Source organism: Pseudomonas syringae (assembly GCF_021606685.1).
Lineage (GTDB): Bacteria > Pseudomonadota > Gammaproteobacteria > Pseudomonadales > Pseudomonadaceae > Aquipseudomonas > Aquipseudomonas syringae_R.
Window position 1 is genome coordinate 12024 of sequence record NZ_WKCB01000004.1, and the last position, 22888, is coordinate 34911.

Genomic DNA, 22888 nt, shown 5'->3' on the forward strand with positions numbered 1-22888 from the left:
CCACTAAGCTGATTAGAGTGAGTTTGACGCCCGCCGTCTATCCCGGCAACCGGAAAGGGGCTGCGCCAAGGGGCAGGAGCGCGTTAGGATGGCGCCAATTGCTCAGGCTTAACGAGGATGGGATATGACGGATTTTGCAAAATCGACGCCGAGCAAGATCGAAATTGTTCAGCGCGACAATGCCTACCAGGGCTTCTACAAGCTTGACCGCGTGCAGCTGCGCCACGAGAAATTCGACGGCGGCCTGAGCCGGGTGATCAACCGTGAAGTCTTCGTGCGTCACGACGCCGTGTGCGTGCTGCCCTATGACCCTCAGCGCGATGAAGTGGTGCTGATCGAGCAGTTTCGCGTGGGCGCCATGGGCCGGGCCGATAACCCGTGGCTGATCGAGATGGTCGCCGGGCTGATCGACAAGGATGAACAGCCGGAGGAGGTTGCACACCGCGAAGCCGAGGAGGAAGCTGGGCTGACATTCTCCGCGCTGTGGCCGATCACCAAGTATTTCCCGTCGCCCGGCGGCAGCACTGAATTTGTCCACTTGTACCTGGGCCGTTGCGACAGCTCGGGCGCCGGTGGCGTCCATGGACTGGAAGAAGAGGCAGAAGATATCCGCGTCACCCCCTGGGCGTTCGAAGATGCCCTGCAAGCGGTGCGTGACGGCAAAATTTCCAACGCAGCCAGCATTATCGCCCTGCAATGGCTTGCGCTTAATCGCGCGGAAGTGAGGGGGTTATGGCAGTAAAGGCACGGGAACGTTACCGAGTCGACCTGATCGGGCTGCAAGCTGCCTGTGAGGCCAACTATGCGCGGCTGATGCGTCTGCTGCCCGACATGCGCCACGCGCCCGAGGCGCGGCGCATCGGCGTGACCCATGGCGACCAGATGCTCGGCGTGCTGGCCCTGGAAGTCATCGTCAACTGCCCGTACACCACCACCTTGCGCGTGCGTCAGGAGCACAGCCTGCCGTGGCTGCCGGTGCCGCAACTGGAAGTGCAGGTGTACCACGACGCGCGGATGGCCGAAGTGATCAGCGCCGAACACGCGCGGCGCTTTCGCAGCATCTACCCTTACCCCAACGTGTTCATGCACCAGCCCGACGAAAAAGCACAACTCAATGTGTTTCTTGGTGAATGGTTGAGCCACTGCCTGGCCCTGGGCCATGAGTTCGAAGTCGTGCGGTAGATGTGATCTGCGTCTGCTTTCAGGGTTTCCTCTTTGCGTCCCGCCCCAGCATAATCGCGGCAACCGTCCATTTCCTGTGATTGCCCTGGGAGAGCGCCTTGCCGAGCGTATCCACCGTGAACCCCGATGCGCCGGCGTTGCTGGTGCAGTTGTCCGACAGCCATCTGTTTGCCGAGGCCGACGCTACGCTGCTGGGCATGAATACCCGTGAAAGCCTGCAGCGGGTAATCGAGTTGGTGCGCGAGCAGCAGCCACGGATCGACCTGGTGCTGGCCACGGGTGATTTGTCCCAGGACGGCACGCTGGCGTCTTACCAGCAGTTTCGCCAGATGACTGCGCCGATCGGCGCGCCCACGCGCTGGATCCCCGGTAACCATGACGAGCCGCAGATCATGGCCCACGCTGCCGTGCACAGCGATTTGCTCGAGCCAGTGGTCGATGTCGGCAATTGGCGCGTTACCTTGCTGGACTCCGCCGTGCCAGGCTCGGTGCCCGGTTACCTGCAAGACCAGCAACTGCAATTGCTCGCCCAGGCCTTGAGCGAGGCGCCCAGCCGCCATCACCTGGTGTGTTTTCACCATCACCCGGTGTCCATCGGCTGCGCGTGGATGGAGCCTATCGGCTTGCGTAACCCCGAAGCGCTGTTTGCCGTGCTCGACCGCTTCCCGCAGGTCAAGGCGGTGCTCTGGGGGCACGTGCACCAGGAAATCGACCGCGAGCGCAACGGCGTGCGCCTGCTGGCGTCGCCGTCCACCTGCATCCAGTTCGCGCCGGGCAGCGAGGATTTCAAGGTCAGCGAGCAAGCGCCCGGCTATCGCTGGCTGCGCCTGCATGCCGACGGGCGGTTGGAGACTGGCGTGGAGCGGGTCAAAGGCTTCACCTTCACCATCGATTACGGCAGCAACGGCTACTAACAGCGGCAAACACTGATCCAAATGTGGGAGGGGCGGTGCGACGAATCGACTTGCTCCCGATGGCTGAGTGTCAGGCAATAAATAGGCTGGCTGACCCACTGCTATCGGGGGCAAGCCCCCTCCCACATGGGTTCTGCAGTGGCGGGGCAATAGGGGACTCACACAGGGCTTCGATCCCTGTAAACTGCGCCTCTTTTGGCGCAAGCATGGAGAGCCCGGCATGTCCGCTTCGATCCTGTATATCCATGGTTTCAACAGTGCGCCTGCGTCCACCAAGGCCAGCCAGCTGATCACCGTGATGGGCCGGCTCGGTCTAGCCGACCAACTGCGTGTGCCGGCCCTGCATCACCACCCGCGTCAGGCGATTCCGCAATTGGAGCAGGCCATTGCCCAACTGGGACGGCCACTGCTGGTCGGCAGCTCACTCGGCGGCTACTATGCAACCCATCTTGCCGAACGCCATGGCCTCAAGGCGCTGCTGGTCAACCCGGCGGTCAGCCCGCATCGGATGTTCGATGGTTACCTGGGCACCCAGAAGAACCTCTATACCGATGAAACCTGGGACCTGACCCACGATCACGTCGCCGCCCTGGCCGAGCTGGAAGTCCCGGCCCCGCAGGACGCCGCGCGTTATCAAGTGTGGTTGCAGACCGGCGATGAAACACTGGATTATCGCCTCGCCCAGCAGTATTACCGGGCCTGTGCCTTGCGCATCCAGGCTGGTGGCGACCATGGTTACCAGGGCTTCGCCGAGCAATTGCCGGCGCTGTTGAGCTTTGCCGGCATTGGCGCAGATCAGTATCAATCCTTCGATTTTTCGGCACTGTAATTGCCTTGGAAACCGCAGGTTACTTTTTAATCGAACGACTCACGACGAGACCCCATGGCCACTCCCAGCGCTAGCTCTTATAACGCCGACGCCATCGAAGTCCTCTCGGGCCTCGACCCGGTGCGTAAACGCCCCGGCATGTACACCGACACCAGCCGGCCGAACCACCTTGCCCAGGAAGTCATCGACAACAGCGTCGACGAAGCCCTGGCCGGCCACGCCAAGTCGGTGCATGTCATTCTCCACGCTGACCATTCTCTGGAAGTGTCCGACGATGGTCGCGGCATGCCGGTGGACATCCACCCGGAAGAGGGTGTGCCGGGCGTCGAGCTGATCCTCACCAAGCTGCACGCCGGCGGCAAGTTTTCGAACAAGAACTACCAGTTCTCCGGTGGTTTGCACGGTGTTGGTATTTCCGTGGTCAACGCCTTGTCCACGCTGGTGCGGGTCAAGGTCAAGCGCGACGGCAACGAGTACCAGATGACTTTCGCCGATGGCTACAAAGCCACCGACCTGGAAGTGATCGGCACCGTTGGCAAGCGCAACACCGGTACCAGCGTGTACTTCGCGCCGGACCCTAAGTACTTCGATTCGCCCAAATTCTCCATCAGCCGCCTCAAGCACGTGCTCAAGGCCAAGGCAGTATTGTGCCCAGGCCTGCTGGTGACCTTTGAAGACAAAGGCACCGGCGAGAAGGTCGAGTGGCACTATGAAGACGGCCTGCGCTCCTACCTGGAAGATTCCGTCAGCGACTTCGAACGCCTGCCCAATGAGCCGTTCTGCGGCAGCCTGGCCGGTAATAAAGAAGCGGTCGACTGGGCGTTGCTGTGGTTGCCCGAAGGTGGCGACAGCGTGCAGGAAAGCTACGTCAACCTGATCCCTACGGCCCAGGGCGGCACCCACGTCAACGGTTTGCGCCAGGGCTTGTTGGATGCCATGCGCGAATTCTGCGAATACCGCAGCCTGCTGCCGCGTGGTGTGAAGCTGGCGCCGGAAGACGTGTGGGAGCGCATCGCGTTCGTGCTGTCGATGAAAATGCAGGAGCCGCAGTTCTCCGGCCAGACCAAGGAACGCCTGTCGTCCCGCGAGGCGGCGGCGTTTGTCTCCGGTGTGGTCAAGGACGCCTTCAGCCTGTGGCTCAACGAGCACCCGGAGCTGGGCCTGGCCCTGGCGGAGCTGGCGATCAACAACGCCGGCCGTCGCCTCAAGGCCAGCAAGAAGGTCGAGCGCAAACGCATCACCCAAGGCCCGGCATTGCCCGGCAAACTGGCCGATTGCGCCGGGCAGGACCCGATGCGCTCCGAGCTGTTTTTGGTCGAAGGTGATTCCGCCGGTGGTTCCGCCAAGCAAGCGCGGGACAAGGAATTCCAGGCGATCCTGCCGTTGCGCGGCAAGATCCTCAACACTTGGGAAGTCGACGGCAGCGAGGTCCTGGCCAGCCAGGAAGTGCACAACATCGCCGTGGCCATCGGCGTCGACCCAGGCGCGGCGGACATGAGCCAGCTGCGCTACGGCAAGATCTGCATCCTCGCCGACGCCGACTCCGACGGTCTGCACATCGCCACCTTGTTGTGTGCGCTGTTCGTGCAGCACTTCCGCCCGCTGGTGGACGCAGGCCACGTCTACGTCGCCATGCCGCCGCTGTACCGTATCGACCTGGGCAAAGAGATTTTCTATGCCCTGGACGAGGCCGAACGCGATGGCATCCTCGACCGTCTGGTGGCCGAGAAGAAGCGCGGCAAGCCGCAGGTCACGCGATTCAAAGGCCTGGGTGAGATGAACCCGCCGCAACTGCGCGAAACCACCATGGACCCGAACACCCGGCGCCTGGTGCAGTTGACGCTGGAAGACTTCGCCGGCACGTCGGAAATGATGGACATGCTGCTGGCCAAGAAACGCGCGCCGGACCGCAAAGCCTGGCTGGAATCCAAAGGCAACCTGGCCGAGGTGCTGGGCTGATGCGCACAGGTTTCGCCCTGGCGATCCTGATGTTGAGCGGGTTGGCGGCCACCCAGGCGCTCGCGGCGCCTGCGGCTGAGCTGGTGTTGGTGTCCGAACACCCGGTGGAGGGCATGCGCGGCGGTAACCTGTCGGGCCTGGCCCTGTGTGGCACTGAGTTGTGGACGATTTCTGACCGCGATGACGACCAGATCTATCGGCTGGATATCAGTGCGCCGACCTGGCAGGCCGAAACGGTGAAGATCGACGTGCCGCCCGTGCCGGAGTCGGGTTTGCCCTGGGGTTTACGTTCGCGCACCAAGGCCGCTGCGCTTATTCGTGGGGGTGACCTGGATTTCGAAGGCATCAGCTGCGATGTCGCCGGTAACCGTTACATCGTCAGTGAAGCCCATGCGGCAGTGCTGCAAGTGCCGGTAACGGGTGCGCCCGAGTGGCTGAAGATCGCCCCGGGCATGGTGCGCGAAGCACGCGCCAGCGGCATGCTGCTGCACTTCAACGCGTTGTTCGAAGGCCTGGCGGTGAACGCCGAGGGCAATCAGATCTGGCTGGCCGCCGAGCGTGAGCGACGTGGTTTGATCTCGATCAAGCGCGCGCAAAGTGTCTGGGATTGTGACGGACCTTGCGTGTTATTGAGTGAAGCGGGCACCGAGATGCAACCCGAGCAGGTGCCCAAGGCCAGGGCCGTCTCGAGGAATTTTTCTGATGTGGCGCTGTTTGAGGGCAAGCTGTTCACCCTCGAAAGCAGCCAATACCAGCTGTGCCGGCGCGATGCTGCCACGGCCGCCGTCGAGCGCTGCTGGTCGTTCGCTGCAGAAATGCTTGCGCCGCAACGTCTCTATGATCAGCCCTATGGCCTGGCCGAAGCCCTGGTGGTCGACGCCGAGGGTGCCTGGATTGGCCTGGACAACAATTTCGGCCCCCGCGTCGATGGTGAAAAACGCCCTGTGGTCTATCGTTTCGCCGCCCCTGCCGGTGGCTGGAGCGCCCAGCCATGAGCTATCCCTTTTTTGAATTGACTCGGCGCAGCGGCAGTTCCGCTGTGCCTCACACCACATTGATGAGGCCCGCATGAGTGACATCCTCGCAGACAGCTTAGATGGCGTAGAGCGCCGGTCGCTGGCTGACTTCACCGAAAATGCCTACCTCAACTACTCCATGTACGTGATCATGGACCGCGCCTTGCCGCATATCGGCGACGGCCTCAAGCCCGTACAGCGGCGCATTATCTACGCCATGAGTGAGTTGGGCCTGGACGCCGATTCCAAGCACAAGAAGTCGGCGCGTACCGTCGGTGATGTGCTCGGTAAGTTCCACCCCCACGGCGACTCGGCGTGCTACGAAGCCATGGTGCTGATGGCCCAGCCGTTCAGCTACCGCTACACGCTGGTAGACGGCCAGGGCAACTGGGGTGCGCCGGATGATCCCAAGTCCTTCGCCGCCATGCGTTACACCGAGGCGCGCCTGTCGCGTTACTCGGAAGTCCTGCTGAGCGAATTGGGCCAGGGCACCGCGAACTGGGGGCCGAACTTTGACGGCACCCTCGACGAACCCCTGGTGTTGCCGGCGCGTTTGCCGAATATCCTGCTCAATGGCACCACCGGCATTGCGGTCGGCATGGCCACCGATGTGCCGCCGCACAACCTGCGCGAAGTCGCCACGGCCTGCGTACGCTTGCTGGATGAGCCCAAAGCCACGGTCGAGCAGCTCTGCGAGCATATCCAGGGCCCGGACTACCCGACCGAAGCGGAAATCATCACGCCGCGTGCCGACCTGCTCAAGATGTACGAGACCGGCAAGGGCTCGGTGCGCATGCGCGCTGTGTACCACATCGAAGACGGCGACATTATTGTCACCGCGCTGCCGCATCAGGTCTCCGGTGCCAAGGTGCTGGAGCAGATCGCCGCGTTGATGCAGGCCAAACCGTCGAAACTGCCGCAAGTCGCCGACCTGCGTGACGAGTCCGACCACGAGAACCCGTGCCGCATCGTTATCATCCCGACCAATAGCCGGGTCGATCATGAAGTGCTGATGCAGCATCTGTTCGCCAGCACCGACCTGGAGTCGAGCTACCGGGTCAACGTCAACATCATTGGCCTCGACGGTAAGCCACAGCTGAAAAACCTGCGCAATTTGCTCGTGGAATGGCTGGAGTTCCGCATACAGACCGTGCGCCGCCGGCTGCAATTTCGCCTGGACAAGGTCGAGCGTCGCTTGCACCTGTTGGACGGCTTGCTGATTGCCTACCTCAACCTGGATGAGGTGATCCACATCATCCGGACCGCCGAGCACCCGAAAGCCGAGCTGATCGCGCGTTTCGAGCTAAGCGAGATCCAGGCCGACTACATCCTCGATACCCGCTTGCGTCAGTTGGCGCGGCTGGAAGAAATGAAGCTGCGTGACGAGCAAGACGCACTGCTCAAGGAGCAAGCCAAGCTGCAAGCCCTGCTGGGCAGCGAAGCCAAGCTCAAGAAGCTGGTGCGCAGCGAGTTGATCAAAGACGCCGAAACCTACGGTGATGACCGTCGTTCGCCGATCGTGCAGCGTGCCGAAGCCAAAGCTCTGACAGAAACCGAGCTGCTGCCGAACGAGAAAATTACCGTCGTTCTGTCGGAAAAGGGTTGGGTTCGTTCCGCCAAAGGGCATGATATTGACGCCACCGGTTTGTCGTACAAGGCCGGGGATGGTTTCAAGACCGCTGCGGCCGGGCGCTCCAACCAGTTCGCGGTATTTATCGACTCAACCGGGCGCAGTTACTCGGTCCCGGCCCATACCTTGCCTTCGGCGCGTGGCCAGGGCGAGCCGCTGACCGGGCGCCTGACGCCGCCACCGGGGGCGAATTTTGAATGTGTGCTGCTGCCGGACGACGATGCGCTGTATGTGATCGCCTCCGACGCGGGTTATGGCTTCGTGGTCAAGGGTGAAGACCTGCAGGCCAAGAACAAGGCGGGCAAGGCGCTGTTGAGCTTGCCCAACAATGCCAAGGTGATCCTGCCGCGGCCAGTGGATGATCGCGAGAGCAACTGGCTGGCGTCGGTGACCACCGAAGGGCGTTTGCTGGTGTTCAAGATCAGCGATTTGCCGCAGCTGGGCAAAGGCAAGGGCAACAAGATCATTGGGATTCCCGGGGAGCGGGTGGCCAGTCGCGAAGAGTACGTGACCGACATCGCGGTGATACCGGAAGGGGCCACGCTGGTGCTGCAAGCCGGTAAACGCACGCTGTCGCTGCGCCCTGATGACCTGGAGCACTACAAGGGCGAGCGCGGTCGTCGCGGTAACAAATTGCCTCGCGGCTTCCAGCGTGTGGATGCTTTGTTGGTGGAAACGCCCGTTTAAGGCGGATTAGAGCCCTCGATCTACGATTTAACGCGTAGATCGACGCTTTGGCGCTGGAGTCATGGCGCATATTCACGGATGATATGGCCTTTCCAGCGCCGGCGTGGCCGAGCGTGTTTAGGTTATTTTTAAGTATTACATTGTGGTTCGCCTTGTGGCAGCCACCTGGATGGGATGATGACTGCTCCACGCCTTCCTTTTATTTTCATGCTCGCTGGCCTTTTGGGGCTGGCGGGTTGCAGCACACACCAGCCGGTGTCGCTGTACCAGCTGGACAGCGGAAGTCCGGCTCAGCCAGCGCAAACGGCTGGCATGGCCGTTTTGCTGGGCCCGGTGGTTGTGGCTGACTACCTGCAGCGCGAAACCTTGCTGCAACGTCAGAACGACGGCAGCCTGCAAGGTTCCACTGATGGTCGTTGGGCGGGCAGTTTGTCGTCCGATATCAACCAGTTGATGTTGCGCCAGGTGGCGGGTCATCTGGACAGCCAGCGTGTGGTGCTGGCGCCTGCTCCTACGGGCTTCAGCCCGGATGTGCAGGTGCTGCTGACGATCACCCGGCTCGACTCCGGTGCTTCGCAGCCGGCGATCCTCGATGCGCAGTGGCGCTTGATCGACCGCCGTGGCCAGGTGCGTGATAACCGCATCGTGCACCTGCAAGAAGAACACACCGGCAGCACCGCGTCCCAGGTTCAGGCCCAGGGCGTGCTGTTGCAGAACCTGGCGCAGCAGTTGTCGGTGGCCCTCAAGCCATTGGCCAACCAGCCGCCAATTGCCGAGGCGCCCCGCAAGCAAGCCCCGGTACAGGCTAAGCCGGCAGAGCCGCAGAAGCCAAAAATGCCGATGGCGGTGCCGATTCGTACGGACATGGAAGTGTTCAGGTTCTGATCGCAATCGCGCACAAACAAAAGGCCCGCTGAGTAAGCGGGCCTTTTGTTTGTGCAGGATCTGACTTATGAAGAGAGTGCCAATTGAGATGAGCAGGCTGTGGCGAGCGGGGCCTTGTGTGGAGGGCAGAGCTAGCGTCTTGTGTGGCGAGCGGGCTTGCCCGCGTTGGGTTGCGAAGCAGCCCCAGAAATCCTGGGAGCGCTTCGCACTCCAACGCGGGCAAGCCCGCTCGCCACACAAGGCCCTCATTGCAATAGCCCGTTCGCCATACAAGGCCGCCACACGACTCGCGTCAGGGTTTGGCGCGGGTCTCATGCATGCGTGCCAGCTGGCGTTCCAGCATCGACGGATACGGCTCCATCAGGCGCTCCACGCAGCTGGCGCCTTCTGGGCTGGCAATCGGGCGAATGCGTGCGCGCTGGCGGATCAGCGTGTCTTCACTGATCTTGCGTTCCACCAGCAGCAGGTTGCGGCTGTGTTGCGACAAGGCCAGCGCATCCTGGGCGATTTCCGTCAGCAGCAGGTCGATCTGGCTCATGCCGAACAGGTCGTCGCCCACCGTTAAACCAAGCTGCAGTTGCAAGGTGATGCCGCTGTCGGCCACTTCAATCTGCAACTCATGGCCCAAGGCGCGCAGCAACTCGCCGCAGCAGATGGCGTTGGTCAGATAGTCTTCGCCGCTGTCTTCGCTGTGGAACAGCATCAGTGTGCTGCCGTCGTTCAGGGTATGCAGCTCGCTTTGATACAGCGAAGCGGCCTGGTCGAGGCAGTCGCGGTAGCGTTCCAGCAGCTCGGTCAGGCGGGCGCGGGGCAGGCGACGCAATTGATCCTGGGCACCCAGTTGCACGGCCAGTACGGCGCTGTGCTGGGGCTCGGCATTCGGCGCAGGTGCCGGCTTGGGCGCGACCGCCGGGCTGTTGGCCGAGGTATCGCGCAGGTCGGCGAACGGGTCTTCGTCGTCCAGTTCGTCTTCTTCGGCCTTGAACGCCTGGCGAGTTACAGGTTTGAGGCCTGCCACCGGCGCGCTTTCGTCGAAGCCCGGGTCGCGCAGGTTGCGCACTTCAAACTCGGGTTCGTCGCCGTAGTCGGCGTCATCGTAGTCAGGTTCGGGCTCGGCCGCGCGGGGCGCAGGCTCCGGTGCAAAGCTGGCGTGCAGTTGGCGGGCAAGGTCGCCGATCTCATCCTGGCGGTCGGTGGCCGGGGTGTGTTCGTCGATGTCCCGCAGCCAGATGCGCAGTTGCATCAGCGGCGTGGAGATATGCCGACCCAGGCGCAGGCTCAAGGCCAGGGCCAGGGCCAACAGGATCGCGCTGAGGATGCCCATGCTCTGCAGGCTGATGGTCATCGGCTGCTGGAACTGCTGCATGTCGAGGCTGATACGCAGTTGGCCGGCCTTCACATCCTGAAATGTAATATTGCTCTGGTACAAGCCTTCCGCTTCGCCCAGCAGGCCGTTTTTCGGGCGTTGCCCGGCTTCGGCCATGATCCGGTTGTCCACGCTGTAGATGGCGGCGTGGGCCACCAGCGGGTTTTTGGTCAGGTTGTTGAGCAGCACGTTGAGGCTGAGGATGTCGTTGGACACCAGCAACTCGGTCGCCGAGGTGGCGGTCTGGGTGGTGAGGCTCTCACCCAGCGCGTCAGCTTGCTCGTGCATGGCCTGCTTGAACTGCAAGCCCATCACGCAGGCATAGATCACCAGGGCCAAGGCGACCAGGATCACGTTATGGCTGGCAATGCGCAATGCGATCGGTACACGGCGGTGGCGCAGTGCCCGGAAGATCAGCAGGAAGAAGTTATCGGTTTTTACTGGCGTGGGCCGGTTCACTTGCGCTCGGCTCTTGGTCCGTGAAGTTGACGCGCAGTATAGCGACAGCCCTAGGACCGGCAAAGCGCTGGCTGTGCCCGATGGTCACTGAAAGTGGGTAGAATGCGGTTTTTTTCCAGCCTGGGGGTGCGCCTTGCGCGAAATTGTCCTGATTAACATCACTGGTGTTGACCGTCCGGGTCTTACCGCAGCCATTACCGGTGTTCTGGCCCAGGGTGGTGTGAACATTCTCGACATCGGCCAGGCGGTGATCCACGACACCTTGTCGTTTGGCATCCTGGTGGAAATCCCCAGCACCGAGCAGGCCTCGTCGGTGCTCAAGGACATCCTGTTTACCGCCTATAAGCTGGACCAGCAGGTGCGTTTCACGCCGGTGTCCGAAGCGGATTACCAGCATTGGGTGGAAGGGCAGGGCAAAAAACGCCATATCGTTACCCTGCTGACCCGTAAGGTCACTGCCGAGCAGTTGCAGCGCGTCAGCTCGATCACCGCGCAGTACGGTTTGAATATCGACCATATCGACCGTCTGTCGGGCCGCATGCCGCTGGACACGCCAGCCGACAAGGGCAAGGGCTGCATCGAGTTCTCGGTACGCGGTGAGCCGGCCGACCCGCAGGCCCTGCGCGCCGAGTTCCTCAGCGTGGCCCAGGAACTGAATGTCGACATCGCCTTCCAGGAAGACTCACTGTTCCGTCGCAACCGCCGCCTGGCCGTGTTCGACATGGACTCCACACTGATCGAAGCCGAAGTTATCGATGAGCTGGCCAAGGCGGCCGGTGTGGGCGAGCAAGTGTCTGAAATTACCGAGCGCGCCATGGCTGGTGAGCTGGATTTCCGTGCCAGCTTCAAGGAGCGCCTGGCCCTGCTCAAAGGCCTGGACGTCAGCGTGCTGGACTCGATTGGTGCTTCACTGCGCCTCACCGAGGGCGCCGAAACCCTGTTTGCCGAACTCAAGCGCCTGGGCTACAAGACCGCGATCCTGTCGGGCGGCTTCACCTACTTCGCCAAGCAATTGCAGGCCAAGCTGGGCATCGACTACGTGTTTGCCAACGAGCTTGAAGTGGTGGATGGCAAAGTGACGGGCGTGGCGGTGGAGCCGATTGTCGACGCGCAACGTAAAGCCGATTTGCTAAAGGAATTGGCCCACAAGGAAGGTTTGCGTCTGGAGCAGACCATTGCGGTCGGCGACGGTGCGAATGACTTGCCGATGCTGGCGATTGCCGGGCTGGGCGTGGCGTTCCGTGCCAAGCCACTGGTGAAGCAGTCAGCCAAGCAGGCGATTTCGACGCTGGGGCTGGACGGTGTGCTGTATCTGCTGGGCTTCCGTGATCGCGACGGTCAGCTGTAAGTAGAAACTCGGTAAAAAATGTGGGAGGGGGCTTGCCCCCGATAGCGGTGTATCAGCCAGCACATAAGTTGCCTGACACTCAGCCATCGGGGGCAAGCCCCCTCCCACATTTGAACTGCAATCGGCTTCAATCAGGCTTTCGGCAGTGCCATACCCTGGCCCATTCGCACCGGGGTGCCGGCGGCCAATTCTTCAGCCCACTTCACCTGATCCGGCCCAAACAGCACGATCGCGGTGGAACCCAGCTTGAAGCGCCCCAGCTCCGCACCTTTCTCCAGATGAATCGGCGCGCGTGCAGCTTCGTCGTAGCGGAAGGTTTTCAGCTCGCGTTTCGGCGGCGTGACCAACCCGGCCCAGACCGTTTCAATCGACGCCACGATCATCGCGCCCACCAATACCACGGCCATCGGGCCGCGTTCGGTGTCGAAAATGCAGGCAACCCGTTCGTTACGCGCGAACAGTTCCGGTACGTTTTCGGCGGTCGTCTGGTTCACCGAGAAGATGCGCCCAGGAATGTAGACCATTTCGCGCAGGGTGCCGGCCAGCGGCATGTGCACGCGGTGGTAGTCCTTGGGCGACAGGTAAACAGTCGCAAAGTCGCCACCCATGAACGGCGCCGCCACGGCCGCATCGCCGCCCAGCAATTCCAGCACGCTGAAGCTGTGGCCCTTGGCCTGGAACACGCGACCATGTTCGATCGGGCCAAGCTGGCTGACTGCGCCGTCGGCCGGGCTCAGCACCGCGCCTGGGGTCTGGTCCAGCGGGCGGGCGCCGTCTTTCAGGGCGCGGGTGAAGAAGGCGTTGAAGTGCTCATAGGCGGTCACGTCTTCTACCAGCGCCTGGGACATGTCCACTTGATAACGCTTGGCGAACCACGTGGTGAAGGCATTCTTGAACCAGCGCACGCGGCACTCGGCAATGCAGCCGGCCAACCGCGACAGCAGGTGGTGCGGCAGCAGGTACTGGCTGAGGATAAACAACTGCTTTTTCATAACTGTCCTTAAACCTTAAATCTCAACGGGGGTGTCGGGGTGGTTGCCCCATTCGCCCCAGGAACCGGCATAACCTTTGACTCGCGGATAACCGAGCGCCTTGGCCACCAGATAGGTGAAGCCAGAGCGGTGGTGAGTCTGGCAGTGGGTGATGATTTCTTTATCCTTGGTCAGCCCAAGGTCTTCGAGGATCTGCGGCATGTCGCGGCGGATGCGCAGGTTGCGCGCCTTGTCCATGCCGGCGGTCCATTCGAAATTCACCGCGCCGGGGATGTGTCCGCCTTTGGCCGCGAGGACTTTTTCACCGGAATACTCCAGCGGGCCGCGCGCGTCCCAGATACCCAGGTCGGCTGCGCCGAGGCGGCTTTGCAGGTATTCGCGGGTAGCGGTGGGGCCGTCGTGCAGCGTGAGGCTGACCGGGCCGCCGACCGGGGCGGGTACCTCGGTGGAAACCGGGTGTTTTTCCTCCAGCCACGCCAGCAGGCCGCCATCGAGGTAGTGGTATTTCTGGTGGCCGATCACGTCGAGCATCCAGATAAAACGCCCGGCCCAGCCGCCGCCCTCGTCGTCGTAGATCACGTAGGTGGCATCCGGGGTGTGGCCGAGTTCGCCGAACAGCTTTTCCAGGTCAGCCTTGTGCGGCAGCAGGCCGGGCGTGGGCGCCTGGCCCAGTTGGGTGCGCTTGGGGTCAACGAAATGCGCGCCGGGGATGTGCCCCTGGGCGTAGCGGGCGGCACTGGTGAGGTCCACCAGAATCAGGTGTTCGGCATCCAGTCGACTAATAAGGTCGCTGGATTCGATCACCAGCGGCAAGCCAGAGAAGTCAGGCATGTGAGGTCTCCTGGGCACAAATGTTGGCGATAAAAGAGGGCGATTGTAGCGCAAGCATCAGGCGCTGCGGTTGGTAAAGCTGTGCAGGGCTTTCTCGATGCACTGGGCGGTTTTGCCGAAGGCCTGCACGGTGGTTTCCGAGAACGGCCCACCGCCCTGGTCGGCCACCATCAACATCACCACTTTGCCGTTGCAGCTCAACGAGCGCAGCAGCAGGTGTTCACCGGTGAACAGCCGACGCAGGATCGGCGGTAGCAGCGCCGAGAACTGCGCGTGGTTATCCGGGTTGAGGCGCACCTGGGCGGATTTTTCCAGCAGGCGCTGCAGGAGGGTGCTGTTGACCACGTCCAGGCTCAGGTTGGCGGCGTCCTTGGGCAGGCCGTCAACCTGATGCACACGCAAGGTGCTTTGGGCGCGGTCGGTCATCAACAGCATGACCCGCTGCATGCCGCTGGCGACCAGGGCCTCGCGGGCGCAAGTGGTCAGGTGCATGGCGTTGGCGAAGCGGCTCGGCTCCACCAGCAATTCGGTGCAGCGCTTGCGCCATACGGCCAGCGCTTCGGCGGTAGGCGGTGGTGCCGGAAGCAGGCCGCGATGAATCTTTTGTACATGCCATGGCCAGATCAGCGACAGCGCCGGGTGCCACAGGTCGGGCATCAAGGTGGTGCGGGCGCTGGTCACGGCCTGCTGGTGAACCTGCTGCTGCACGTCGCCAAGCGGCTGTTGCAGGTACAGCGCGGTGAGGTACTGCCAGCGCTGCGTGTGCGGGCAGGTCCAGGATTCCTGGGCCGACATTGCCAGGCCGTTGGCCAGCAGCACGGTGTTGGCCGGCTGGTTCAGCCAGCGTCGCAGGTTGGGTTCGGCGTCGAGCAATTGCTGATGGCGCAGCGGGTCGTCTTCGCGGGCGATATGCAGCGCCTTGACCAGTAACCGCTGTTCGTTGCGCAGCAGGGTATAGCCCTGGGACACCCAGATCGGCAAGTGCCAGGTTTCGGTCAGGCCCAGGCACAGGTCCAGCAGGCGCACGCCGAACAGTTCCTGTTCGACCTTGCGTGCACGCTCGCCTTTATGGATAACCCGCAGTTCCCATTCTTCCAGGAGCTTGGGGTAGGCCACCGCCATGGGCCACAGCGGCGACAAAAACAGCAGGCTGCCCCAGTGGATGTCTTGCCACAGCCGCGCCAGGCGGCTGCCGAACAAACCGTTGGCCTGCTGCGAGGCGTGCTGGCTGACCAGCAGCAGTTGGCGCAACGCCACGGGAATCTCGATGTCGGGCACCGCTGGCAAGCGCGCCAGCAGTTCTTCGGCACGCTTGAGGCCCAGACGGTTGAGCGCCACTTCGAGGTTTTCCGCCGGCGCAGCCAGGCTGCCATGGGTCTGGCTATTGGCCTCGCGCATCACGCTGAGCACCAGGGCCGGGCTGCTTTGCATCAGTTCGGCAATGTCTCGCAACGAACTGCGGCTGTCGCGGATGGCTTTGCACACACGGTCGTGGCTGGTCTGGGGAACAGGCAGCAGCACGTCGTCAAGGCGCTTGATCCAAGCGGCGAGAGAAGTGGGTTTTGCAGTTGGGACTGTCGTTTCATTAGCCATGATTGGGGCGCGATCATCACTTGCGGTCAACACGCCCGGAGCGGGCCGAACTGGCTTTTCGCCTTAACGGGCTATAGTCTGGCGCAGTTTTGCCGATAAGTAGAACAAGAGTTTTTCAGTTACCCCAAATATGTCCATGAACCCGACGGCGCAAGTACTCATCTCCTATGGCTAAAATTATCGGCATCATCGTCGTCTTCGCGAGCGTGCTCGGCGGGTACGTCCTGTCCCACGGTAAAATTGCGGCACTGATTCAGCCTTTCGAGGTACTGATTATCGGTGGTGCGGCATTGGGTGCGTTCCTGCAGGCCAACCCCGGCTACATGACCATGCACGTGGTCAAGAAATCCCTGGCCATGTTCGGTTCGCGTTTCACCCACACCTTCTATCTCGAGGTGTTGGGCCTGGTCTACGAGATCCTCAACAAGAGCCGCCGCGAAGGCATGATGGCCATCGAGGCCGACATCGAGGACGCCGCAGCCAGCCCGATTTTCGCCAAGTACCCGGCTGTGCTCAAAGACGAGCGCATGACCGCCTACATCTGTGATTACCTGCGCATCATGTCCTCCGGCAACATGGCCCCGCATGAGCTGGAAGGCCTGTTCGACATGGAGCTGTTCAGCCTTAAAGAAGAGCTGGAACACCCCTCCCACGCCGTGACCGGCATTGCGGACGGCATGCCCGGCTTCGGTATCGTTGCGGCGGTACTCGGTATCGTGGTGACCATGGCCTCGCTGGGCGAGGGTGACCAGGCGGCCATCGGCATGCACGTAGGTGCGGCGCTGGTGGGTACCTTCTTCGGTATTCTCGCGGCCTACGGCTTCTTCGGCCCGCTGGCCACCTCCCTGGCTCACGATGCCAAGGAAGAAATCAACCTGTATGAGTCGATCAAGGCCAGCCTGGTAGCGTCCGCTTCCGGCATGCCGCCGTCGCTGGCGGTGGAGTTCGGTCGCAAGGTGCTGTACCCCAAGCATCGCCCAAGTTTTGCCGAGCTGGAACAAGCGGTTCGCGGTCGCTAAGCCATGGAAAACAACCAGCCGATAATCATCAAGCGCGTCAAGCGCTTCGCTGCGGGGCACCATGGCGGTGCCTGGAAAATCGCCTTCGCCGACTTTGCGACGGCGATGATGGCGTTCTTCCTGGTGCTCTGGCTGATGTCCACCGCCACGCCTGAACAGAAAATCGCCATCGCCGGTTACTTCAAAGACCCGATTGGCTTCTCGGAGAGCGGCACGCCCTTCGTGATCGACCTGGGCGGCTCGCCGCAACTGGCGCCGGAGCGCACCATCAACCCGGAAGTGAAGACCGAAGCGCCGCAGGAGAAAATCCCGATCGAGCGCGACACCGTCGAGGCCATGGCTGATCAGGTCGAACAGGAGCGCCTGGAGCTGTTGCTGCAAGAACTGCAGACCAAGGTTGAGGAAAACCCGCAACTGCTCAAGTTCAAGGACCAGATTTCGTTCGAGATCACCCCGGACGGCCTGCGCATCCAGATCACCGACGCGGCCAACCGGCCGATGTTCGACTCGGGCAGCGCGCGCCTGAAGCCGTACTTTGAAGACATCCTGCTGGCCATGGCCGACACCATCAAGGCGGTGCCGAACAAGATCAGCATCAGCGGCCACACCGACGCCAAGCCGTATGCGGGCCAGGGCGACTTCGGCAACTGGGAGCTGTCGGCCAACCGTGCCAACGCTGCGCGCCGTGCACTCGTAGCCGGCAGTTACCCGGACCCGCAAGTGGCGCGCGTGGTGGGTTTTGCGTCGTCGCAGCTGTTTGATCACAAAGACCCCTTCAACCCGATCAACCGCCGCATCGACATCGTGGTGCTGACCAAAAAGGCCCAGCGCGCGATTGAAGGCGACCAGCCACCGCCCGCAGCGCCAACCCCAGGGGCGGGCGCGCCAGGCGAAGTACCGGTCGACCCGAACGCCATCCCGCCAGGGCAGGAGCCGTTACCGGCCCATGAACTGCGCCAGAAGCTGAACCTGTTTGATGACGGTGGGGTTAAAGATCCTACGGTGCCAAAGGCTGGTACCTAGGTAGTGGCGAGCCGGCTTGCTCTGGCAATTAGGCTTTTTGTCGCAAGTAGGCTTGTTGTGGCGAGCGGGTTTGCCCGCGTTGGGCTGCGAAGCAGCCCCAGATAAATCAAAATGCGGTGTATCAGATACTCCGCAGGGCCTGGTTCCAGGGCCGCTTCGCGGCCCAACGCGGGCAAGCCCGCTCGCCACATTGTCAGCAGTGCGAGTTAGTAACTGCTTTCAGGCAGGCTGGCAATAATCGACCGATAGCTGTTCATCCGCTGCTGCTGCACGCGGCCATCTTCGAGGGCCTTGAGCAGTGCGCAACCCGGCTCGCGGTCGTGTTTGCAGTCGCGGAAGCGGCACGTGCCGATCAGATCGTTGAACTCGATGAAGCCCGCTTCCACATCGCTGCGGCTGACGTGGCCGAGGCCGAATTCGCGGATGCCGGGGGAGTCGATCAGTTCGCCGCCGCCGGGGAAGTGGAACAACCGCGCGGTGGTGGTGGTGTGAGTGCCTTGGCCGGACAGCTCCGACAGGGGGCCGACACGGGTGTCGACTTCCGGCAGCAGGCTGTTGACCAGCGATGACTTGCCCACGCCCGACTGGCCGACAAACACGCTGATGCGCCCGTCCAACTGCTGTTGCAGCTGTTCCATGCCGTTGCCGTGATGCGCCGAAACCTCCAGCACCGGGTAACCCAGGGTGCGGTAGACCGCCAGCAGCGCATTGAGCGCCGGAGCGTTCTGTTCGTCGATCAGGTCGAATTTGTTCAGCAGCAGCAGCGGACGGATGCCGGCGTGCTCGGCCGCGACCAGGTAGCGGTCGATCAGGTTGGCATGCGGCTCGGGCAGCGGCGCGAACACGATCACGATCATGTCGACGTTGGCCGCCACCGGCTTGAGCTGGCCACGGCTGTCGGGGCGGCGCAGTTCGGTGGTGCGTGGCAACTGGGCGACGATGACGCCGATGCCCTGGTTGCCAGCACGCCACACGACCTTATCGCCGGTGACCAGCGCAGGCAGGTTGGCGCGCAAGTGGCAGCGAGAGACCGAGCCTGCGAGTTCGCCCTCGAGCGCCTCGACTTCGACCTGTACGCCAAAGTGCGCGATCACCAGGCCCGTTTGCTCGGGGCCGAGGTCGCCGCCCTCGAGCGCTTCCACGGCGGAGGATTCACGTTTAGCGGCGCGTGCGGCGCGCTCACCTTGAATCTTTTCGATGCGCCAGTTTTGGCGACGATTGAGCTGGCGTTTGGCCATTGGTGTTCCGTGTCGATAATGCAAAGGTTGGGTGAAACGGTCGCGAGTCTAGCACGGCCCCGCCTGCTAAACTGCGCAGCTACGCCAAGGTGCCAAGAGAATCAAGCCATGCAAAACCCACAGAACCTGATTTGGATCGATCTGGAAATGACCGGTCTGAACCCCGACACCGACGTCATCATCGAGATGGCCACCATTGTCACCGACAGCAACCTCAATACCTTGGCCGAAGGTCCGGTGATCGCCATCCACCACAGCGACGCAGTGCTGGCCACCATGGACGAGTGGAACACCCGCACCCATGGCAACTCCGGCCTGACCCAGCGCGTACGCGACAGCCGCATCAGCATGGCCGAGGCCGAAGCCGAAACCATCGCCTTCCTGGAAAAATGGGTGCCCAAGGGCAAGTCGCCGATCTGCGGCAACAGCATCTGCCAGGATCGTCGCTTCCTCTATACCCATATGAAAGGGCTGGAAAGCTACTTCCACTACCGCAACCTCGATGTGTCCACCTTGAAAGAGCTGGCCGCGCGCTGGGCGCCGGAAGTCAAAGACAGCTTCCATAAAGGCAGCACCCACCTGGCACTGGATGATATTCGCGAGTCGATCGCCGAGCTGCAGCATTACCGCAAGCATTTCATCAAGGCTTGAAGATTTGGCGCCTGGCCTGGCGCCTTCGCGAGCAAGCCCGCTCCCACATTCGGCTGCATTCCAAAGCTGGAACTCGGTCAAATGTGGGAGCGGGCTTGCTCGCGAAGGGCGCAACGCGGTCTTTCGCCAAGCGCCCCCTTTTGGTGCCATCATCAAATGATTAGACTGCGCGCCTCTTTGCAAGGATCGCCATCATGCTGCTGATGCTCTACCTCATCGCCATCACCGCCGAAGCCATGACGGGCGCTTTGTCCGCCGGGCGGCGTGGTATGGACTGGTTTGGCGTGGTGTTGATCGCATGCGTGACGGCGCTGGGCGGCGGTTCGGTGCGCGATGTGCTGTTGGGCCATTACCCGCTCACTTGGGTCAAGCACCCGGAATACCTGGTGCTGACCTCCGTCGCCGCGCTGGTGACGATCTTTATCGCGCCGCTGATGCGCCATCTGCGTTCGCTGTTCCTGGCCCTGGACGCCGTGGGCCTGGTGGCCTTTACGCTGATTGGCTGCATGACCGCGCTGGAAATGGGCCACGGCATGCTGGTGGCGTCGGTCAGCGGGGTGATCACCGGGGTGTTCGGCGGCATTCTGCGGGATATTTTCTGCAACGATATCCCACTGATCTTTCGCCGCGAGCTGTACGCCAGCGTGTCGTTCCTCGCCGCCTGGTTCTACTTGCTGTGCCTGTATCTGGAACTGCCCAGCGAGCAATCGATTCTACTCACCCTCTTCAGCGGCTTTCTATTACGCCTGCTGGCGATCCGCTTTCACTGGGAAATGCCCAAGTTCGTCTACAACGACGACGTCCACTAGCGCGCCGCGTGCTGGCTCAGAGCCCACTCGACGTGCTCGCGCACCAGCTCCGACGGGTAATCGCGGCGCGCCTTCAAGGCTTCCAGCACCGGAATGCTCGAGGGCGCATTGCCCAGGCCCACCGCCAGGTTGCGCAGCCAGCGCTCATACCCGGCGCGGCGTAACGGCGAGCCTTCGGTGCTGCTGAGGAATTTATCCTCGTCCCACATAAACAGTTCGGCCAGCTCGGCGTTATCCAGGTTATGCCGCGGCTTGAAGTCGCTCTCGCCAGTAGGGCGAGCGAAACGATTCCACGGGCAAACGATCTGACAGTCATCGCAGCCGAATACCCGGTTGCCGATCAATGGGCGCAGGTCCTCGGGGATCGCGCTTTTGAGTTCGATGGTCAGGTAGGAAATGCAGCGCCGGGCGTCCAGCACATAGGGGCCGACGAAGGCATTGGTCGGGCAGATATCCAGGCAGGCGGTGCAGCGGCCGCAGTGTTCGGTGGTATGAGGGGGATCTACCGGCAGCGGCAGATCCACAAACAGCTCGCTGAGGAAGAAATAGCTGCCGGCCTTGCGATTGAGCACCAGCGTGTTTTTGCCGATCCAGCCCAGACCGGCCTGCTCGGCGATGGCTTTTTCCAGCACCGGTGCGCTGTCGACAAAGGCGCGAAAGCCGAACGGGCCGATCTGTGCCTGGATACGGTCGGCCAGTTGCTGCACGCGTTTGCGGATCAGCTTGTGGTAATCGCGGCCCAGGGCGTAGCGCGAGATGTAGGCTTTTTCCGGCTTGGCCAGCAGCTGCGCCATTTGGGTGTCGCCTGGCAGATAATCCATGCGCAGCGACACCACGCGCAAGGTGCCGGGCACCAGTTCGTCGGGGTGCGAACGTTTGCTGCCGTGGGCGCCCATATAGTCCATCTCGCCGTGGTAGCCCGCGTCGAGCCAGCGTTGCAGGTGCTGTTCATGCTCGGCCAGATCCAGGCCGCTGATGCCGACTTGTTGAAAGCCCAGCTCGCGGCCCCAGTCTTTGATCGATTGGGCGAGGGCGGGCAGATCGGAGGTAATAGCGGGCATGAGACACGGGAAACCACAGGTTAGATGCGTATAATTCTGCCAGACATCGGAGCTTGAAGACGCATGCCGCAGACAAAACTCGAAATAACCGACGTTCAGCCCCTGTTGCACGGCCAATTGCCGCAACTGGCTGCGCGTTCCTCAGACGCCCATAAAGGCCAGTTCGGCCACCTGCTGGTGATCGGTGGCGACCGCGGCGTTGGCGGCGCTGCGCTGCTGAGCGCCGAAAGTGCCTTGCGCAGTGGCGCGGGCATGGTGTCCCTGGCGACCCGGCCTGAGCACGTGCCCGCCGCGTTGGCCCGCTTGCCGGAGGTGATGACCGTTGGCGTGAGTTCGGCCAACCAGGTGATGGGGCTGCTCGAAAAAATCTCGGTGATCGTCATCGGCCCGGGCCTGGGCGACGCCGCCTGGGGCAAGAGCCTGTTGTCCGTCGCCGCCAACGCTAAACAGCCACAGGTCTGGGACGCAGACGCCTTGAACCAGCTGGCCAAGGGCGGCGTCAGCCTGCCGGCCAACAGCGTGATTACCCCGCATCCGGGGGAAGCCGCACGTTTGTTGGGGCTTTCGACAGCCGAGGTTCAGGCCGATCGTATTAGGGTGGCGCGCGCGTTAAGTCAGACATTCAATGCAGTGGCTATCCTCAAGGGTGCTGGCAGTTTGATTGCCAGCCCTGACGGACGTGTTTCGCGGTGTGACCAAGGCCATCCGGCCATGGCGACGGCGGGGCTCGGCGATGTATTGGCGGGCCTGGTGGGCGCCTTGTTGGCGCAAGGCCTGCCGGCGTATGAAGCCAGCTGCCTCGCCGTGTGGTTGCACGCGACCGCTGGGGATCGCCAAGGCACCTTTGGTCGCGGCCTGGCGGCCGGTGACCTGATACCCGCCATTCGTCAATTGTTGGAGGAGCAGTCGCCGTGCCTGAAGTAATCCTTTTCGTGGCCGATGAAGACACCATGGTGGCGTTCGGTCATCGCATTGCCCAGGTCACGGGCGGGGCGGGGCTGATCTTTCTTGAGGGCGACCTGGGCGCAGGCAAGACCACGTTGTCCCGGGGGATTATTCGTGGCCTGGGTCATACGGGAGCGGTCAAAAGCCCTACGTTTACCCTGGTTGAGCCCTACGAGATCGGCGCGGTTCGAGCGTTTCACTTCGACCTCTACCGCCTGGTCGACCCCGAAGAGCTGGAGTACATGGGCATCCGTGATTACTTCGATGAAGATGCGCTGTGCCTGATCGAGTGGCCAGATAAAGGCACAGGCTTTTTGCCAAAGCCGGACCTGACCATTACCATTACGCCGCATGATCACGGACGTCAGCTGAAGTTGTTGCCCCAGAGCGCGCGCGGCCAGTCGTGGTGCGCCGCTTTGGCATTGGAATTCAAATAATTGGTGGGGTTAGG

At 62.2% G+C, this 22888-nt stretch carries 21 protein-coding genes; 15 read left to right on the forward strand and 6 right to left on the reverse strand.

The annotated features are described in order from the left end of the window. The first annotated feature begins 124 nt into the window (after positions 1-124). The 8 genes from GIW02_RS02575 (at position 125) to GIW02_RS02610 (ending at position 9102) form a co-directional block, all read left to right on the forward strand. Entirely contained in the window at positions 125-742 is a 618-nt protein-coding gene (locus GIW02_RS02575; RefSeq protein WP_236415624.1) for an NUDIX domain-containing protein, read from the forward strand. Beyond that, positions 733-1182: a DUF1249 domain-containing protein gene (locus GIW02_RS02580; protein WP_003171323.1), complete on the forward strand. Its 450-nt coding sequence runs from the start codon at positions 733-735 to the stop codon at positions 1180-1182. The genes GIW02_RS02575 and GIW02_RS02580 overlap by 10 nt, the downstream gene beginning before the upstream one ends. Positions 1183-1280: 98 nt before the next feature. Beyond that, entirely contained in the window at positions 1281-2096 is an 816-nt protein-coding gene (gene cpdA / locus GIW02_RS02585; protein WP_236415626.1) for a 3',5'-cyclic-AMP phosphodiesterase, read from the forward strand. Between the two features lie 220 nt (positions 2097-2316). After that, on the forward strand, positions 2317-2925 hold the full coding sequence (locus tag GIW02_RS02590; RefSeq protein WP_236415636.1) for a YqiA/YcfP family alpha/beta fold hydrolase: 609 nt from the start codon (positions 2317-2319) through the stop codon (positions 2923-2925). A gap of 54 nt (positions 2926-2979) precedes the next feature. After that, on the forward strand, positions 2980-4884 hold the full coding sequence (gene parE / locus GIW02_RS02595) for a DNA topoisomerase IV subunit B (protein ID WP_236415638.1): 1905 nt from the start codon (positions 2980-2982) through the stop codon (positions 4882-4884). Next, on the forward strand, positions 4884-5879 hold the full coding sequence (locus GIW02_RS02600) for an esterase-like activity of phytase family protein (protein ID WP_236415641.1): 996 nt from the start codon (positions 4884-4886) through the stop codon (positions 5877-5879). Before parE ends, GIW02_RS02600 begins: the two co-directional genes overlap by 1 nt. Positions 5880-5952: 73 nt before the next feature. Continuing rightward, positions 5953-8217: a DNA topoisomerase IV subunit A gene (parC, locus tag GIW02_RS02605; protein ID WP_236421768.1), complete on the forward strand. Its 2265-nt coding sequence runs from the start codon at positions 5953-5955 to the stop codon at positions 8215-8217. Between the two features lie 177 nt (positions 8218-8394). Next, entirely contained in the window at positions 8395-9102 is a 708-nt protein-coding gene (locus GIW02_RS02610) for an ABC-type transport auxiliary lipoprotein family protein (RefSeq protein ID WP_236420016.1), read from the forward strand. Positions 9103-9394: 292 nt separating this feature from the next. On the opposite strand, the gene GIW02_RS02615 is transcribed toward GIW02_RS02610, so the two are convergent. Continuing rightward, the gene (locus GIW02_RS02615) at positions 9395-10927 is read right to left on the reverse strand and encodes an AhpA/YtjB family protein (protein WP_236417260.1); all 1533 of its coding nucleotides are present in this window, start codon (positions 10925-10927) and stop codon (positions 9395-9397) included. A gap of 133 nt (positions 10928-11060) precedes the next feature. Here GIW02_RS02615 and serB point away from each other — a divergent pair, with 133 nt between their 5' ends. After that, a complete protein-coding gene (gene serB / locus GIW02_RS02620; protein WP_078740395.1) occupies positions 11061-12275 on the forward strand; it encodes a phosphoserine phosphatase SerB in 1215 nt (404 codons plus the stop codon). 131 nt (positions 12276-12406) lie between these two features. Here the strand turns inward: serB and asd are convergent, their stop codons facing one another. Genes asd through GIW02_RS02635 form a run of 3 tightly spaced genes read right to left on the reverse strand, consistent with a single transcriptional unit; the run spans position 12407 to position 15691 of the window. Continuing rightward, positions 12407-13267, reverse strand: coding sequence for an archaetidylserine decarboxylase (asd, locus tag GIW02_RS02625; RefSeq protein ID WP_236417262.1), 861 nt, complete (start codon positions 13265-13267; stop codon positions 12407-12409). A 15-nt stretch (positions 13268-13282) separates the two neighbouring features. Further along, entirely contained in the window at positions 13283-14098 is an 816-nt protein-coding gene (locus tag GIW02_RS02630) for a rhodanese-like domain-containing protein (protein ID WP_236417264.1), read from the reverse strand. 57 nt (positions 14099-14155) lie between these two features. After that, positions 14156-15691, reverse strand: coding sequence for an HDOD domain-containing protein (locus GIW02_RS02635; protein WP_236417266.1), 1536 nt, complete (start codon positions 15689-15691; stop codon positions 14156-14158). Between the two features lie 167 nt (positions 15692-15858). On the opposite strand from GIW02_RS02635, the gene motA reads away from it, so the two are divergent. Both motA and motB read left to right on the forward strand, forming a co-directional pair. Beyond that, positions 15859-16710 (forward strand): flagellar motor stator protein MotA, encoded by an 852-nt coding sequence (motA, locus tag GIW02_RS02640; RefSeq protein ID WP_099583685.1) that lies wholly within the window; start codon positions 15859-15861, stop codon positions 16708-16710. A 3-nt stretch (positions 16711-16713) separates the two neighbouring features. Continuing rightward, positions 16714-17733, forward strand: coding sequence for a flagellar motor protein MotB (gene motB / locus GIW02_RS02645; protein WP_236417268.1), 1020 nt, complete (start codon positions 16714-16716; stop codon positions 17731-17733). Between the two features lie 206 nt (positions 17734-17939). Here the strand turns inward: motB and rsgA are convergent, their stop codons facing one another. Continuing rightward, positions 17940-18971 carry a small ribosomal subunit biogenesis GTPase RsgA gene (gene rsgA / locus GIW02_RS02650; RefSeq protein ID WP_003171340.1) on the reverse strand — a complete coding sequence of 344 codons (1032 nt, stop codon included), beginning with the start codon at positions 18969-18971 and terminating at the stop codon, positions 17940-17942. Positions 18972-19079: 108 nt separating this feature from the next. On the opposite strand from rsgA, the gene orn reads away from it, so the two are divergent. After that, entirely contained in the window at positions 19080-19622 is a 543-nt protein-coding gene (gene orn / locus GIW02_RS02655; protein ID WP_003171343.1) for an oligoribonuclease, read from the forward strand. Between the two features lie 191 nt (positions 19623-19813). Further along, on the forward strand, positions 19814-20431 hold the full coding sequence (locus GIW02_RS02660) for a TRIC cation channel family protein (protein WP_207041344.1): 618 nt from the start codon (positions 19814-19816) through the stop codon (positions 20429-20431). Here the strand turns inward: GIW02_RS02660 and queG are convergent. Next, the gene (gene queG / locus GIW02_RS02665) at positions 20428-21492 is read right to left on the reverse strand and encodes a tRNA epoxyqueuosine(34) reductase QueG (protein ID WP_236417271.1); all 1065 of its coding nucleotides are present in this window, start codon (positions 21490-21492) and stop codon (positions 20428-20430) included. The two genes, GIW02_RS02660 and queG, sit on opposite strands and share 4 nt — an antisense overlap. Before the next feature lie 63 nt (positions 21493-21555). Here queG and GIW02_RS02670 point away from each other — a divergent pair, with 63 nt between their 5' ends. Next, positions 21556-22416, forward strand: a complete 861-nt coding sequence (locus GIW02_RS02670; RefSeq protein ID WP_236417272.1) for an NAD(P)H-hydrate dehydratase — start codon at positions 21556-21558, stop codon at positions 22414-22416. Continuing rightward, positions 22404-22874 (forward strand): tRNA (adenosine(37)-N6)-threonylcarbamoyltransferase complex ATPase subunit type 1 TsaE, encoded by a 471-nt coding sequence (tsaE, locus tag GIW02_RS02675; RefSeq protein WP_236417281.1) that lies wholly within the window; start codon positions 22404-22406, stop codon positions 22872-22874. Before GIW02_RS02670 ends, tsaE begins: the two co-directional genes overlap by 13 nt. The last annotated feature ends 14 nt before the right edge of the window (positions 22875-22888 follow it).

What these genes read in the sequence shown, in the direction of transcription:
- motB (WP_236417268.1), top strand. Translation starts at nt 16,714, where the DNA reads ATGGAAAACAACCAGCCGATAATCATCAAGCGCGTCAAGCGCTTCGCT.
- GIW02_RS02670 (WP_236417272.1), top strand. Translation starts at nt 21,556, where the DNA reads ATGCCGCAGACAAAACTCGAAATAACCGACGTTCAGCCCCTGTTGCAC.
- parC (WP_236421768.1), top strand. Translation starts at nt 5,953, where the DNA reads ATGAGTGACATCCTCGCAGACAGCTTAGATGGCGTAGAGCGCCGGTCG.
- GIW02_RS02580 (WP_003171323.1), top strand. Translation starts at nt 733, where the DNA reads ATGGCAGTAAAGGCACGGGAACGTTACCGAGTCGACCTGATCGGGCTG.
- GIW02_RS02590 (WP_236415636.1), top strand. Translation starts at nt 2,317, where the DNA reads ATGTCCGCTTCGATCCTGTATATCCATGGTTTCAACAGTGCGCCTGCG.
- GIW02_RS02575 (WP_236415624.1), top strand. Translation starts at nt 125, where the DNA reads ATGACGGATTTTGCAAAATCGACGCCGAGCAAGATCGAAATTGTTCAG.
- rsgA (WP_003171340.1), bottom strand. Translation starts at nt 18,971, where the DNA reads ATGGCCAAACGCCAGCTCAATCGTCGCCAAAACTGGCGCATCGAAAAG.
- asd (WP_236417262.1), bottom strand. Translation starts at nt 13,267, where the DNA reads ATGAAAAAGCAGTTGTTTATCCTCAGCCAGTACCTGCTGCCGCACCAC.
- orn (WP_003171343.1), top strand. Translation starts at nt 19,080, where the DNA reads ATGCAAAACCCACAGAACCTGATTTGGATCGATCTGGAAATGACCGGT.
- GIW02_RS02600 (WP_236415641.1), top strand. Translation starts at nt 4,884, where the DNA reads ATGCGCACAGGTTTCGCCCTGGCGATCCTGATGTTGAGCGGGTTGGCG.
- parE (WP_236415638.1), top strand. Translation starts at nt 2,980, where the DNA reads ATGGCCACTCCCAGCGCTAGCTCTTATAACGCCGACGCCATCGAAGTC.
- GIW02_RS02610 (WP_236420016.1), top strand. Translation starts at nt 8,395, where the DNA reads ATGACTGCTCCACGCCTTCCTTTTATTTTCATGCTCGCTGGCCTTTTG.
- queG (WP_236417271.1), bottom strand. Translation starts at nt 21,492, where the DNA reads ATGCCCGCTATTACCTCCGATCTGCCCGCCCTCGCCCAATCGATCAAA.
- motA (WP_099583685.1), top strand. Translation starts at nt 15,859, where the DNA reads ATGGCTAAAATTATCGGCATCATCGTCGTCTTCGCGAGCGTGCTCGGC.
- GIW02_RS02630 (WP_236417264.1), bottom strand. Translation starts at nt 14,098, where the DNA reads ATGCCTGACTTCTCTGGCTTGCCGCTGGTGATCGAATCCAGCGACCTT.
- GIW02_RS02635 (WP_236417266.1), bottom strand. Translation starts at nt 15,691, where the DNA reads ATGGCTAATGAAACGACAGTCCCAACTGCAAAACCCACTTCTCTCGCC.